The sequence below is a fragment of the Streptomyces sp. NPDC016640 genome, from assembly GCF_043076215.1.
Lineage (GTDB): Bacteria > Actinomycetota > Actinomycetes > Streptomycetales > Streptomycetaceae > Streptomyces.
Window position 1 is genome coordinate 282,434 of sequence record NZ_JBIBRG010000002.1, and the last position, 12,816, is coordinate 295,249.

The 12,816-nt window shown below is 73.7% G+C and carries 14 protein-coding genes and 1 tRNA gene; 6 read left to right on the top strand and 9 right to left on the bottom strand.

All coding sequences use genetic code 11. The annotated features are described in order from the left end of the window. From ACF07S_RS04890 to ACF07S_RS04915, 6 genes are read right to left on the bottom strand one after another with little or no spacing between them, the layout of a single operon-like run. Positions 1 to 765, bottom strand: a complete 765-nt coding sequence (locus tag ACF07S_RS04890) for a polysaccharide deacetylase family protein (RefSeq protein WP_391973446.1) — start codon at positions 763 to 765, stop codon at positions 1 to 3. Then, entirely contained in the window at positions 749 to 2,485 is a 1,737-nt protein-coding gene (locus ACF07S_RS04895; protein WP_391962247.1) for a lipid II flippase MurJ, read from the bottom strand. Before ACF07S_RS04895 ends, ACF07S_RS04890 begins: the two co-directional genes overlap by 17 nt. After that, complete coding sequence (locus ACF07S_RS04900; RefSeq protein ID WP_391973447.1) at positions 2,482 to 3,825, bottom strand: O-antigen ligase family protein; 1,344 nt, start codon at positions 3,823 to 3,825, stop codon at positions 2,482 to 2,484. Before ACF07S_RS04900 ends, ACF07S_RS04895 begins: the two co-directional genes overlap by 4 nt. Positions 3,826 to 3,831: 6 nt before the next feature. Beyond that, positions 3,832 to 5,253 (bottom strand): sugar transferase, encoded by a 1,422-nt coding sequence (locus ACF07S_RS04905; protein WP_391962245.1) that lies wholly within the window; start codon positions 5,251 to 5,253, stop codon positions 3,832 to 3,834. After that, positions 5,250 to 6,494, bottom strand: a complete 1,245-nt coding sequence (locus ACF07S_RS04910) for a glycosyltransferase family 4 protein (RefSeq protein ID WP_391962244.1) — start codon at positions 6,492 to 6,494, stop codon at positions 5,250 to 5,252. Before ACF07S_RS04910 ends, ACF07S_RS04905 begins: the two co-directional genes overlap by 4 nt. A gap of 44 nt (positions 6,495 to 6,538) precedes the next feature. Beyond that, positions 6,539 to 7,627 (bottom strand): DUF3344 domain-containing protein, encoded by a 1,089-nt coding sequence (locus tag ACF07S_RS04915; RefSeq protein ID WP_391973448.1) that lies wholly within the window; start codon positions 7,625 to 7,627, stop codon positions 6,539 to 6,541. Positions 7,628 to 7,944: 317 nt separating this feature from the next. Here ACF07S_RS04915 and ACF07S_RS04920 point away from each other — a divergent pair, with 317 nt between their 5' ends. Both ACF07S_RS04920 and ACF07S_RS04925 read left to right on the top strand, forming a co-directional pair. Beyond that, positions 7,945 to 8,658, top strand: a complete 714-nt coding sequence (locus ACF07S_RS04920; RefSeq protein WP_391973449.1) for a hypothetical protein — start codon at positions 7,945 to 7,947, stop codon at positions 8,656 to 8,658. A gap of 151 nt (positions 8,659 to 8,809) precedes the next feature. Next, positions 8,810 to 9,076 carry a hypothetical protein gene (locus ACF07S_RS04925; RefSeq protein ID WP_391962241.1) on the top strand — a complete coding sequence of 89 codons (267 nt, stop codon included), beginning with the start codon at positions 8,810 to 8,812 and terminating at the stop codon, positions 9,074 to 9,076. A 201-nt stretch (positions 9,077 to 9,277) separates the two neighbouring features. Here the strand turns inward: ACF07S_RS04925 and ACF07S_RS04930 are convergent, their stop codons facing one another. Further along, positions 9,278 to 9,517: a chaplin gene (locus tag ACF07S_RS04930; RefSeq protein ID WP_391962240.1), complete on the bottom strand. Its 240-nt coding sequence runs from the start codon at positions 9,515 to 9,517 to the stop codon at positions 9,278 to 9,280. Between the two features lie 319 nt (positions 9,518 to 9,836). On the opposite strand from ACF07S_RS04930, the gene ACF07S_RS04935 reads away from it, so the two are divergent. The 4 genes from ACF07S_RS04935 (at position 9,837) to ACF07S_RS04950 (ending at position 11,387) form a co-directional block, all read left to right on the top strand. Beyond that, a complete protein-coding gene (locus ACF07S_RS04935; protein WP_391962239.1) occupies positions 9,837 to 10,109 on the top strand; it encodes a hypothetical protein in 273 nt (90 codons plus the stop codon). 108 nt (positions 10,110 to 10,217) lie between these two features. Next, positions 10,218 to 10,487, top strand: a complete 270-nt coding sequence (locus tag ACF07S_RS04940; protein ID WP_391962238.1) for a hypothetical protein — start codon at positions 10,218 to 10,220, stop codon at positions 10,485 to 10,487. 208 nt (positions 10,488 to 10,695) lie between these two features. After that, positions 10,696 to 10,965, top strand: coding sequence for a hypothetical protein (locus ACF07S_RS04945; RefSeq protein ID WP_391962237.1), 270 nt, complete (start codon positions 10,696 to 10,698; stop codon positions 10,963 to 10,965). Between the two features lie 143 nt (positions 10,966 to 11,108). Next, a complete protein-coding gene (locus ACF07S_RS04950; RefSeq protein ID WP_391962236.1) occupies positions 11,109 to 11,387 on the top strand; it encodes a hypothetical protein in 279 nt (92 codons plus the stop codon). Between the two features lie 82 nt (positions 11,388 to 11,469). Here the strand turns inward: ACF07S_RS04950 and ACF07S_RS04955 are convergent, their stop codons facing one another. Further along, positions 11,470 to 12,399 carry an alpha/beta fold hydrolase gene (locus ACF07S_RS04955; protein WP_391973450.1) on the bottom strand — a complete coding sequence of 310 codons (930 nt, stop codon included), beginning with the start codon at positions 12,397 to 12,399 and terminating at the stop codon, positions 11,470 to 11,472. Positions 12,400 to 12,599: 200 nt separating this feature from the next. After that, positions 12,600 to 12,672, bottom strand: a tRNA-Arg gene (locus ACF07S_RS04960). Positions 12,673 to 12,816 lie beyond the last annotated feature (144 nt).

The following is a 12,816-nucleotide window of genomic DNA, read 5'->3' on the forward strand; positions in this document are numbered from 1 at the left end:
TCACACGCCCTCCACCGGGCGCCGGCGCAGCCGGTGCAGCCGGAGCTTGAGGCGCAGCCGCCACGCCGTGTCGTTCTGGCCGACGTGGGCGCGCGGCAGGGCGTGCGGGCCGGTCAGCGGTCCGGGGTCGATGGCGCAGGCGTAGTCGTAACCCGCCTTGCGCACGGCCTCGACGGCGCGCGCGTCGACCGTGCCGTACGGGTAGCAGAAGCCGTCGGCCGGGGAACCGGTCAACTCGGTGAGCAGGGCGCGGCTCTCGGCGACCTCGGCGGTGAGGGTGGCGTCGTCGGCGCGGGTGAGGTCGACGTGGGTCAGTCCGTGCGAGCCGATCTCCACGCCCTCGGCGGCGGCGCGCCGGATGCCGTCGGCGGTCAGCAGCGGCTTGCGCGGGCCGAGCGGGTCCCAGGCGTTGTCGCCGCCGAGCCGTCCCGGCAGGACGAAGAGGGTGGCGCCGCAGCCGAAACGGCGCAGCACCGGCCACGCACCGGTGAGGAAGTCGGCGTACCCGTCGTCGAAGGTCAGGCCGACCAGGTCCCGCCCCTCGCCCCGGGCACGGGCGGCGAGCAGGTCCGCCACGGACACGCCCCGCAGACCGCGCCGGCGCAGCCAGGCCAGCTGCCGCCCGAGCCGCTCGGGCGTGACCGTGATGCGGTACGGATCGTCCGCGCAGTCGCCCACCGAGTGGTACATCGCCACCCAGGGCACGGGCCCCGGGCGGGGCGAGGGGAGTCTGCGGGTGCCGGGGGAATCAACGGGAGCGGCCATGTGTGAGCCTTCGTGTGACGGCGCGTACGGAGCGCGGTGCGGATACGGAGCCCCGGGCGCCGAGGACGGTCGGGGCGAGCGGGACGAAGACGGCGGTCACGGCCAGGCAGCCGGCCGCGAGACCCGCCGCCGGGGAGGCGAACCGGCTCGCGGCGAAGACCCCGGCGGCCACGGCGAGGGCCGAGGCGAGCACGGGCCGGCCCAGCCCGGCCAGAACCCCGCGGACGCCGATCGAGACGCCGGGGGCGTCCTCGCGGCGGGCGGTGCGCAGGCCGGTCAGCAGCAGGGCGGCCGTGACGGTGATGCCGACGGCGTTGGCGGCGGCGATCCCCGCCACCCCCCAGCGGCCCACCGCCGCCGCGCCGATCAGGGACGTCGCGAGGATGCCCGCCGCCATCACGCCGACCGGGTACCAGCTGGGGCGGCCCGCCGAGAAGTAGCAGCGGACCAGGGCGCCCACCAGGGTCTGGCCCAGCAGACCGAGGGCGTACACGCGCATGACGCCGGCCGTCGCGGCGGTGTCGCCGGCGGTGAACGCGCCCCGCTGGAAGAGCAGTCCGATCATCTGCGGGGCGCAGGCGATCACCGCGCACATGCCCAGCAGCACCACACAGGAGGCCAGCACCAGATCCCGCTCCACCCGGGCGCGGGCCCGTTCGGTGTCGCCGTCCGCGAGCGCCCGCGCCACCACGGGGAAGGTGACGGTGCACACCATCAGCGACAGTGTCATCGGGATCTGGGCGACCTTCTGCGCGTAGTTCAGATGCGAGATGGCCCCGGCGGGCAGGGAGGAGGCCAGGAAGCGTTCCACGAGGACCTGCGACTGGCGGCACAGCGCGAACAGCAGCACGGCGGCGATCAGGGCGAGCCGCACCGGCCGCTCCTCCGGGCCCGGCCCGGAGGCGGCGGGCGCCGGCGTGCGCGAGGCCAGCTGCCGCCACAGCGAAGGAAGTTGGACCACCACCATCAGACAGCCGCCCACCGCGACCCCGACCGCCGCGGAGCGCACCCCCCACTCCCCGCCCAGCAGGAACATCGCCGCGACGATGCCGGTGTTGTAGGCGACGTAGATCGCCGCCGGCGCGAGGAACCGCCGGTGCGCGCGCAGGGCGGCGCTGCAGTACCCGGCCAGTCCGAACGCCAGCAGGCTGATCGCGGTGAGCCGGGTGCAGTCCACGGCGAGGCGGGGGTCGGGCAGGCCCGGCGCCAGGGCCCGGACCAGGTACGGGGCCCCGGCGGCGACCAGCGCGGCCACCGCGGCGAAGGCCAGGCACAGCCGTGGCAGGGTGGCCAGGACCAGTTCGCGCACCGGGTCGCCGGGAACGCCCCGGGCGCGGCGGGCCAGCGCCAGGCTGAACGCCGGGATCAGCGCGATCGCCAGCCCGTCCTCGATCAGCAGCGTGGCGGCGATCTCCGGCACGGTCCACGCCACGAGGAAGGCGTCCGTGTCGCTCCCGGCCCCGAACAGCCGGGCCAGCGACTGGTCGCGCACCAGACCGAGCAGCGACCCGGCGATGGACAGCGACGCCGTGACCAGCGCCGCCCGCGCGAGGAACCCGCGCGACGACGCCCCCGCGTCCCCGCCGCCGGCCCGTCCCGGCTCCGTGTCCTCCGCCCCGGCGGCCGCCGGGCCGCCGGCCGCGGTTTCTCCGGCCGTGGTTTCTCCGGCCCCCGTTTCTCCGGTCCGGGGCCCGGGGGTACGGGAAGGAAGCACCGTCATCGGGTCACGGCCTCCTCGGCCCGGCCGGGCGCCGCGACGCGCCGCGGCGCGTCCGTCCGCGCGTCGGAGGCCAGCGCCCACCACGCCGCCAGGCCCAGGGCCAGGCCGGTCAGTACGGTCGAGGGGCCGCCGATGTCGCCGTACACGAAGTCGGTCAGCTGCCACAGCAGCAGTCCGCAGGCGACGAGCGCGCAGTCCGCCCCCGGCCCGTGGCGGCGCACCCGCAGCAGCGCCCGCACCGCGCACACCAGCAGCGCCAGCCAGCTCCCGGCGAGCGTGAGCAGCCCGATCAGGCCCTGCTCGCTCAGCACCAGCAGGTACATGCTGTGCGGCGACAGCAGCGACTGGCGGTGGTACGTCTCGCCCGCGCCCTCCACGTCGCTGCCCGACGACAGCGCCAGGGGCGCGTGCCCGTCGCGGTACTCGGGGAAGTTCTTCAGGCCGACACCGGTCAGCGGGTGGTCGCGCCACATGCCGGTGGCCGAGGCCCACAGGGCGTACCGGTCGGTCACGGACTGGTCCGGGGCGTCGGTGACCGCCGTGATGCTGCCGGCCCGCTCCTGCAGCATCGCCGTACCGACCCCGAACCCGCCCACCAGCACCACTCCCGCGGCGGCCACGGCCGCGACCGCCTTCAGCGCGCGCCGCAGCCCCGCCAGCGCCAGCTGCACGGCGCACGTCAGGGCGGTCGCGATCCAGGCGCCCCGGCTGAAGGAGAGCGCCAGCGGCAGCACCAGGAGCACGGCGCACCCGGCGGCGGCCGCCCGCTGCCGCACCGGCCCCCGGCCCAGCGCGATCCCGGCGGCGCACACCAGGCCCAGCGACACCGCCGTCGCCATGCCCATCACGTCCTGCGCCCCGAAGGTGCCGACCGCCCGGACGGTCTCGCCCCGGTAGGAGGCGCCGGTGGCGGTGACGTACTGGTGCACGCCGACCGCCCCCTGCCACAGCGCGAGCCCGACGAACGACCAGGCCAGCACCCGGAAGTCGGCCCGGTGGCGGAGCAGTACCAGCACCGCGGCCGGAACGAGCACGAAGACCTGCAGATAGCGGCAGAGACCGCCGAGGGCCGCCTCCGGCGAGGCCGCCCCCATGGCGGCCAGCGCGAGTCCCACGACCGGCAGCCCCAGCACCACGGCCGCGAGCGGGGACAACGGGCGCCGCCGGGCCCGCACCAGACGGACCGCGCAGTACCCCACCACCAGCGCGGACATCACGTCGGCCGGCCCCGCGCCGTCCCCGGACGGCGGCAGGGCCAGCAGGACGGGCACCGCCACCAGCGGCAGCACCGGCACCAGCGCGGCTGCCCGGCCGGGCAGCGGCGAGAGGACGAGGCTCACGTGTCGTCAGCTCCCCGTCGGCCGGACCAGCGTGACCGCGGTGCGCAGCAGGATGCAGACGTCCCGCCACAGCGACCAGTCGTCGATGTAGGCGTTGTCGAACCGGCAGCGGTCCTCGATGGAGGTGTCGCCGCGCAGCCCGTGGACCTGGGCGAGTCCGGTGATGCCGGCGCGCATGCGGTGCCGGTCCGCGTAACCGGGATAGGTTTGGCTGAACTGTCCTACGAAGTAGGGCCGTTCGGGGCGGGGGCCGACCAGGCTCATGTCGCCGCGCAGCACGTTCCACAGCTGCAGCAGCTCGTCGAGCGAGGTGCGCCGCAGCAGGCGGCAGAACCGCCGCATCTCGTGCTCGTTGGCCACGCTCCACCGGGTCGCCGACTCGTGCTCGTCGGCCGGGCGGTGGGTGCGGAACTTCAGCAGCGTGAACGGCTCGCCGCCGCGGCCGATGCGCTCCTGCCGGAACACCACGCCCGGCCCGTCGGTGACCCGCAGCGTCAGCGCGCACGCCACCAGCAGCGGGCCGGCCAGCAGCAACAGCGTCCCGGACACCAGGACGTCGAGCATCCGCTTGCCGATGCCGCCGCCGCGCGCCGGGGCGAGGTCCAGTTGCCGGCAGGAGAACCCGGCCAGCCGTTCCCGTGCCGGGTACGGCGGGCCGTCGGCGTCGACCTCCCGGACCCAGCAGCCCGACCCGGCCAGCGCCCGCAGCAGCGGCCCGTGCTCGACGCGTGCCGAGGGGTGGACGACGAGCACCGCCCGCACCCCGTTCTGGATGACCGCGCGCTCGACCTCCTCGTCCGTGCACAGCACGGGAACGCCCTCGCCGCCGTCGGTCCGTCCGGCGACGATCCCCACCGGCCGCACCCCGCACCGGGGGTGGCGCAGCAGGGCGGCGGCCACCCGCTGCGCGGTCGCCGGCGGACCGACGACGAGCGCGGCGTGCGGGTGGCGGCGCAGTGCCGCGCGCCGCCGCCCGTACACGGCGGCGCGCAGGCAGCAGCACACCGCCGCCTGCACGGCCGGCCCGGCCAGCACCGTGCCGGCGGCCAGCGCGTGCTCCGGCCGGTACGCCGCCCACAACACGGCGGTGACCAGCCAGGCCACCGCGACACGGCCGCACACGGCGGGCAGTTCCTCCAGCAGCTCCGGCACCGGCGACCGGGCGCCGCGTGGACGCAACAGCAGCGTCACCCCGGCCAGCAGGGCGACGAGCAGCGGGTGGAGCCGGTCACCGGCGAGCAGCGGGACGGCGGCCGCGACGGCGGCGGCGTCCGCGAGCAGCAGCGGGATCGGCGAGAGGGGACGGGGCCGTGCGACGGGCAGCCGGGGGCCGGCACCGGCGCCGCGCGGCGGCATGACGGAGACGGGTGACAATCCGTGGTCCCGTGGCGGTACGCCGGGGGAGGGCACGGTACGTTCGGCGGTCACGAGTGGATGGACTCCCTGTGCTCTGAGGGCTCGACGCGCTGTGTCGTCCGGTCGGCCCCGGCGCCCCCGACCGCCAGGCCGGGACGTGCTCTCGTCGGGCCGGACCGGGTGCCGAGCAGGTCGCGGTAGAGGTCGACGACTGCCCGTGCGGTGTGCCGGACGTCGTGGCGGGACAGCACGTGCCTGCGGCCCTGTTCGCCGAGGGAGGCGCGCAGCGGCGGGTCGAGCAGCAGCGCGCCGACGGCTCCCGCCAGTGCCTTCGGATCCTCCGGCGGCACCAGGCACCGTGCGGCGAAGGCGGACGGCAGGCTCTCGCGGGCGCCGTCGACGTCCGTGACCACCACGGGCCGGCCGCAGGCCATCGCCTCCAGCGGGGCCAGCGCCATGCCCTCCCAGCGGGACGGCAGGACGACGAGGTCGGCCGCCTGGTACCAGGGGGAGGCGTCCGCGACGGCCCCCGTGAACAGCACGGACGCGGGGGCCGCGGCACGCAGCCGCTCCCGTTCCGGCCCGTCGCCGACCAGCACGAGACGGGCCTCGGGCACCTTGCGGACCACGGTGCTCCAGGCCCGCAGCAGGACGTCCTGCCCCTTCTGCCGGCACAGCCGGCCGACACAGACGACGAGCGGTGCCTGCGCGCCGAGTCCGGCCGCCGGCGCGAGCCCGGCCCGTACGGCGTCGGCGGGGAGCGGCCGGAAGCGCTCGGGGTCGATGCCGTTGGGGACGACGGTCCACCGGCCGGCGATCCCGGCCCGCACACCGGTGGCGCGCTCCGCCTCGCTCACGCACACCACCCGCGCGGCCCAGCGGGCCCCCCACCGCTCCCACCGCAGCGCGAGCGCCGCGGCGCCGCCGTCCACCGCCTCGAACGACCAGGCGTGCGGCTGGAACACCGTGGGGACGCGCCCGCGCACCGCGAGCCGCCCGGCGAGCCCGGCCTTCGCGCTGTGCGCGTGCACCAGATCGGGGCGCACCTCGTCGATCAGCCGGGCCAGCTGCCGTACCTCCCGCGCCAGCGACGCACCCGGCGACCGTGTCGCCCGCCAGTGCCGTACGTGCGCGCCGAGCGTGCCGAGCCGGGTGGCGAGCGCGCTGTCGGGGCAGGCCGCGGTGACGTCCAGGCCGTCCGCCAGCTGGGTCCTGACCAGGTCCGTCACGACCCGTGCGACCCCGCCGTCCACCGGCTGGGTGATGTGCAGGATCCGCGGGCGGCGGCCGGGCACGGACAGATGCGTGGGCACGGTTTCCTCGCTCGCACAGATGCCGGGGACGGGGGAGGGCGCGGTCACCGCCGGGCGTCGACGGCGGCGAAGAGCACGCCCGCCCACGCCGTGTCCCGCTGGGAGGTGAGCCGGAACGCGGCACGGTCACCGGCGTGCGGCAGGGCCCCCTGGAGGTCGAACACGTCGGAGTCGTAACCCAGGGTGTTGGCGTACGCCGGCACCCGCGCCGGGGCGTCCGCGCCGGGGCCGGAGATGGTGGAGTTCAGCACGTCGTCGAAGGGGTTGGCCCGGTCGGTGAACGCGGTGGAGGGGGAGTGGCCGGCGGTGAGGACGAGCGAGTCGCCGGGGGTGCCGCGGTCGCCGTTGTAGGCCACCAGACCCACCCGGCCCCCGGCGCCCGCGGCGAACGGCAGGTCGCTCAGGGGGAATTCCGCCCCCGCGCGGGAACCCAGCGGCGCGAAGCCGTCCCAGAGCGCGAGGTGCCGCAGCGGCTCCGCCGGGTTCTCGTACGCCACCACCAGCGTCCAGCCGCCCCAGGCCCCGGCCGCCGACCTGCCGCCGGCCACGTTGACCTGGGCCACCGTGTACGGGCCCGGGCCGCTGTCGCGCACCAGCCCGGTCACGTCCGCCGAGGCCTGGAAGGCGTCCGCGCCGTCCGCCGCCCGGTGGCCCACCACCGTGTCCGCGAGCAGCTCCTTGTAGTTTCCGCCCGGCTCGGCGACCAGCACCCGCCCGTTGTCCTGCGCCGGCTTCTGCTCGCCGACGCGCAGATTGCCGCCCCAGTACAGGCGCGCGTACGTCACCCGGGAGCCGGCCGGCAGCCGGACCTCCGCACGGGAGGAGTTGTAGGTGTTCGGGTCCTGGTCGACGTCGATGTAACCCATCTCGAAGTCGCCGTTCACCCCCTGCCCGCCGGTCTGTGCGCCCCGGCACGCGTCCCGGCCGGAGGCGCAGGTGGCGGAGGCGTTCGCGGCGCGCACGATGCCGCCGTGCTGGACCGCCCGGTACCGCTGGGCGAAGGGGATGCCCTCGGCCTCCGGCGCGGGAGCGAACGGTGCGGCGGCCGCGGAGCCGGAGGGCATCCACGTCGCGGCCAGGGCGAGGACGCCCACCGTCGCATGGCGAAGCAGCAGACCCAGGGATTGGCGCATGACCGGCGGAGCCTTTCGGATGAGGTGGCGGCGGCAGGCAGCGAGGACGAGGGCGATGCGTCCGCCGGTGAGAGTGCTTCGGAGGTTCGCAACTCTAGCCATGAAGCGGACAAAGTCACTGAAACTCGGCTCAAAGGGGTAAGTGTGTTGGAATCGTGAAGCCAACCCGGGAAGGTAATCCGCTCGGCATACCGCCTCGTCCGGCGGAACGGGCAACAGGGTGACGGGCGGAACCGGGTGGCGCAGGCCCGGTTGCGGGTGCCCCGGGCCGCTCCCACGGTGGGCTTCAGGATCCGAAGCCCGCGAAAGGAACGTCCATGCGCGCTCTGTCTGCACGGCGCATCGCAATCGGCGCACTGTGCGCCGCCGTCGTCGCCGGGATCACCGGCCCCGCCGCCGTGGCGGCCGAAACGGCCGCCGGACACGACCGCGCGACGTCGTCGGCCGCGCTGCTCGCGCGGGCCGGGAACGCCCACGCGCACGCGAGCGAACTCGGCCCGGTCCTCGGCCTGTTGAAGGCGGTGCTCGAGACACGGGACGGCCGGCTGACCCCCGAGCGGGCCAGGACGCTGGGCGGGGCCGCGAAGGCCGCCCTGGTGAGGGCGGCGGCCGACGACGACCCGACGATCATGATCACGATCACCGACACGACCGCCCCGCTGACGACCGCCCCGGCCGCGCCGGCGCCGACGGCGGCCGCTTCGGCCCTGACCGCCCCCGTCACGTCCACCACGGTGGCGGGGGTGCTCCCGCCCGCCTCGGCCGAACTCCTGAACGCCCTGCCGGGCGCCGTACGGGAGGCCCTCGACGACCTCCTCGACGCGCTCCTGCCCGAGGCCGGCACCGGCGCCGCCCCGGTGCTCCCGTCGGCCGGCGACCTGCTGACCCGGGTGGACAACCTGGTCGCCGCGCTGCTCGGCGGCGAACCCCAGGTGTCGACCCTGCCCGCGCCGGCCGAGGCGGCGGCGCCGGCGCCCGCCGCGCTGCCCGCGCTCACGCCGCTGACACCGGTGCTGCCGCCGTCCTCCTGAGCGTGCTGCGGAGCGGTGTGCGCGCGGTCGTTCAGGGATTTCATATGAGGACTCGGCAATCTTCGCTTTCCCGGTTTCCGCTCCGGCCGGGGATCGTTGAGCACGGCGACACAATTCCCCTCCGGCGACCCGCGTCGCCGAAGAAAGGAACATGATGAAGTCCCTGAAGGCTGCCGCCGTCATTGCCGGGTCCCTGATCGCCGCCGGTTTCGCCGCGCCCGCGTACGCCCAGGACTCCCACGATCTGGCGTCCACCGGTCTCGACACCGGCCTGCGCACCGCGGTCCCCTTCGAGCTGATGCCGCTGCACGAGTCGGCGGACACCGAAGAGAGCTCGGTGCTCGACACGGCGAAGGAAGCGGCGGTCGTCGTGGACGAGGCCAAGCCGGTCCACGGTGACCTGGGGCTGCACGCCTGACATTCGAGCCCTGCGCCATTCGGCCCCCGGTCTCCCCGGGGGCCGAATTGCGTTCGCCGCGGAGAGCGGCCACTTCCGTGACGGAGAAAGCCCGGTGTCATGGAGGGAACGCCGGGCCATGGAAAGAGCCCCGGCGCGCGAGGCGGCCGGGGCTCTCAGGTCCTACGGCGGACGTCGGTGACCGTGGACGTGGCGGTGGTGCTATTCGTTCACGCAGACGTTGCCGACGGCGGGGTTGAGGAGACCCACCACATTGACGGTGTTGCCGCACACGTTGACCGGCACGTGGACGGGGGCCTGGATCACATTGCCGGACACGACGCCGGGCGAGTGGACCGCCGCGCCCTCGGCGCCGGAGTGCGCCGAGGCCATTCCGGCGCCGCTGAACACCACGGCACCCGTGCCGAGAGCCACGGTGGCCGCCTTCGCGATGCGAGACATCACGTTCTCCTTAACTGTCTGGTGAGTGCGGCCGCGTCGGGAGCGGCCGCACTCACCGCTCAACGCGACAACGGCGCCCCGGGTCACGGTGATTCTCCGTGGATCACTCTTCGGTCCGGCCCTGCGGCGGACGACCGCGCCCGGCCACTCCGCCCCGTCCTCCGTCCGGCGGCGTCGCACACGCCTCTGACCTGCACCTACTAGGAAAACATGCGCAATTGGGCGTTTCGGCTGTGAAAAGTCCCAAAGGTCGCTTACGTTAGCAACCGTCAGTGACCGATCCGTTGCGGATCGTGTCCACTCGAGAAACGGAGAGGTAATGCGCAAGTACCAGAAGGCCGCCGTTGTGATGGCCATGCTCGGCAGTGTCAGCTTCCTCGGTGCCGGCGTCAGCCACGCCGGTGACGAGCCGTCGTTCGAGCTGAACAACAAGCAGACCACGACCTGCGTGCAGGACAACTCGGTCCAGTCGCTGATCGCCATCGACGACATCAACGCGGGCGTCGGCGCCATCCTCGGCCTCGGCAACGCGGAGAACACCGAGACCAACGCGGTCGCCTGCTCGTCGAACCTCGCCCTCGGCGGCAACTGATCACCCTCGGGTGATCCGGGTGGGCTCCGGGGTTCGCGTCCCACGGGACGTCGGGCCCCGGGTCCGCCCGGCCCGTCGGACGGTCCGGCATCGTTAAGGAAAAGGTAGATGTTCAACTCGAAGAAGATCGTGGCGGCCGCCGGAGTTCTGGGGAGCTTCGCACTGATCGGCCTGGGCGCCGTTCAGGCCGTCGGCGCCGAGAACGCCGGTACGTGTGCCGAGGACAGCAAGGGCAACCTTCGCTGCGTCCAGCAGAACGAGTACCGGCTCACCGAGAAGGACGGAAAGGTCCGCGTCGACAACAAGACGTCGCAGACCTGCTCCGGCAAGGGCGAACTCTCCTGTGAGAACACCCTCGTCGTCGGCGAGAAGTCCTGACGGTACGGCGATGCGCACCGGTGTTGCCGCAGGCCCGCCCATTGCCGGGCCGATTGTGTGAATACGCGTCAGCGGCGAACGGTGCATTTTTCGCAAGGTAAACGCCATGCGGCGTTTCGCTATCAATTGCCTCAAGAGTCGCCCTAAATTGGGCGGCTGTCAGTGACCGGTCCGTCGCGGACCGCGTCCACTCGAGAATGGAGAAGTAATGCGCAAGTACCAGAAGGCCGCCGTCGTGATGGCGATGCTCGGCAGCGTCAGCTTCCTCGGCGCCGGCGTCAGCCACGCCGGTGACGACCCGGCGGTGCAGCTCAACAACGCGCAGACCACGACCTGCTCGCAGGACAACTCGGTCCAGTCGCTGATCGCCATCGACGACGTCAACCTGGCGCTGGCCATCCTGGGTCTCGCCAACGCCGAGAACAAGGAGACCAACTCGGTGGAGTGCGCCAGCAACTTCGTCGTCGGCGGCAAGTGATCACTGCCGAGTGATCCGGGCGGGTCCCGGGGTCCGGTCGCACGCGACCGGGGCTCCGGGCCTGCCCGGTTCGTCGTCGGTCCAGGAATGGGTGACGACACCGCCGTTCAGCCGCGGCGGGTCGACCGTCAAGGAAAAGGCAGATGTTCAAGTCGAAGAAGATCACAGTGGCGGCGGGAGTCCTGGGGAGCCTCGCGCTCATCGGCCTCGGTGCCGCCCAGGCCGTCGCCGTCGAGAGCACCGGCAGGTGCGCGGACGACGGCAAGGGCAACGTCCGTTGCGCGGACGTGAGCGAGCGTGAGATCACCACCGAGAGGTACGGCAAGATCCGCCTCAAGAACGACATGTCGCAGAGCTGCTCCGGCGGCGGCGCGAAGGTCTCCTGCGGGAACAGCCTCGTCGTCGAGGGCAAGAAGCTCTGAGGCGTTCGCCGGTCGGCCGGAAGGGCCGGGACCCGTTGCCGGGTCCCGGCCCTTTCCGTCGGCCCGGGGGCGGGCCGGCGGTTCAGGGGCGGGCCGGCGCGGGGACGCGGGGGGCGCGCAGCGACTCGACGGGGTTGCAGTACGGCAGGTCGTGGACGGGGCGGTCGGTGCAGAACCGGCCGATCAGGTCGGCGGACTCCTGACGGCGTTCGACGGTGACCAGGTGGTCCGCCTCCTTGATGGTGGTGAACAGCGCCGCGGGCAGGGTGGCGGCGAGTTCGCGGCCCATCTGCGGGGTGCACAGGGTGTCGTACTCCCCCGTGAACACCAGGGAGGGCACCTCCGGGACCGGCAGCGGCCGGTAGCAGCCGTGCGTCACCAGCCGGGTGTTGTGCTCGACCGCCTTGCGGATCTCGTCCGGCGTCTGTTCCATGAACTGCCGCTGGAGGAGGCGTGCCACGGCCGCGTGCCTGCGGACCCTGCCGGCCTCCGGATTCGACATGAACAGCCGCACCAGCCCGTCCGCGGCCTTCTCGGTCTCGCCCCGCTCGAGGGCCTGTGACAGACGGGGTACGGCGTCGGTGTAGAGCTCCGGAAGGCGGCCGGCCGCGCCGGCGAAGACGATGCGCCGGATGAAGCCGGGGTGGCGCTGCGCGAAGCGGAGGCCGACGACCTCACCGAAGCAGCCGCCGAAGAGGTTCACCCGGGGCACGCCGATGTCGGAGAGCATGTGCCCGACCGCGTCGGCGAGGAAGTCGATGCCGTAGCGGGCCGGCAGGAAGTCCGAACCGCCGTAACCGGGGAGGTCGACGGTGATCAGCGTGCACAGCGGTGCCAGCCACTTCTCGTGGCTCTGCCAGGAGTACCGGTTCTGCGACGAACCCCCGAGCAGCAGCAACGGGTGCGTCTGCGGGGCGTTCTGACGGACGATCCGGCACGTGTACGCGAAACCCTCGAAGACGAGCCCCCGTTCCTCCGCGGAGTCCTGGGCGGCGGTGACGGCAGTGCGCATGAACGGCTCCGGGAAAGGCGGAAGACAGCGAACCGTTCCATGATTACCAGGATCCACGCGAATCCGTCGTAATCACTCAAATGTGGGCGATCCGGGCGCAGTACGGGCCGAGGAGTGGGGGGAGGCGCTTGCCGTCAAAAGGGTCCGCGGGGTGCGGAAACACGAGCAGGCCAGCGTTTTCGCTGGCCAACGGTCATGTGCGCCCCCGGCAGGACTCGAACCTGCGGCCAAGCGCTTAGAAGGCGCCTGCTCTATCCACTGAGCTACGGGGGCCGGGTGTGGTGGCCTCTGTCGTGGGGCCCGGGTCCGGACCTGTCCTCGACGTCGCCGGGGACAAGGATAGGGCTCCCGCATCCTTGCCCCGGTTCACCCCGCCTCCGTGACGCGATGTGGAGGTTCGGTGAAGCGGTCCTGATA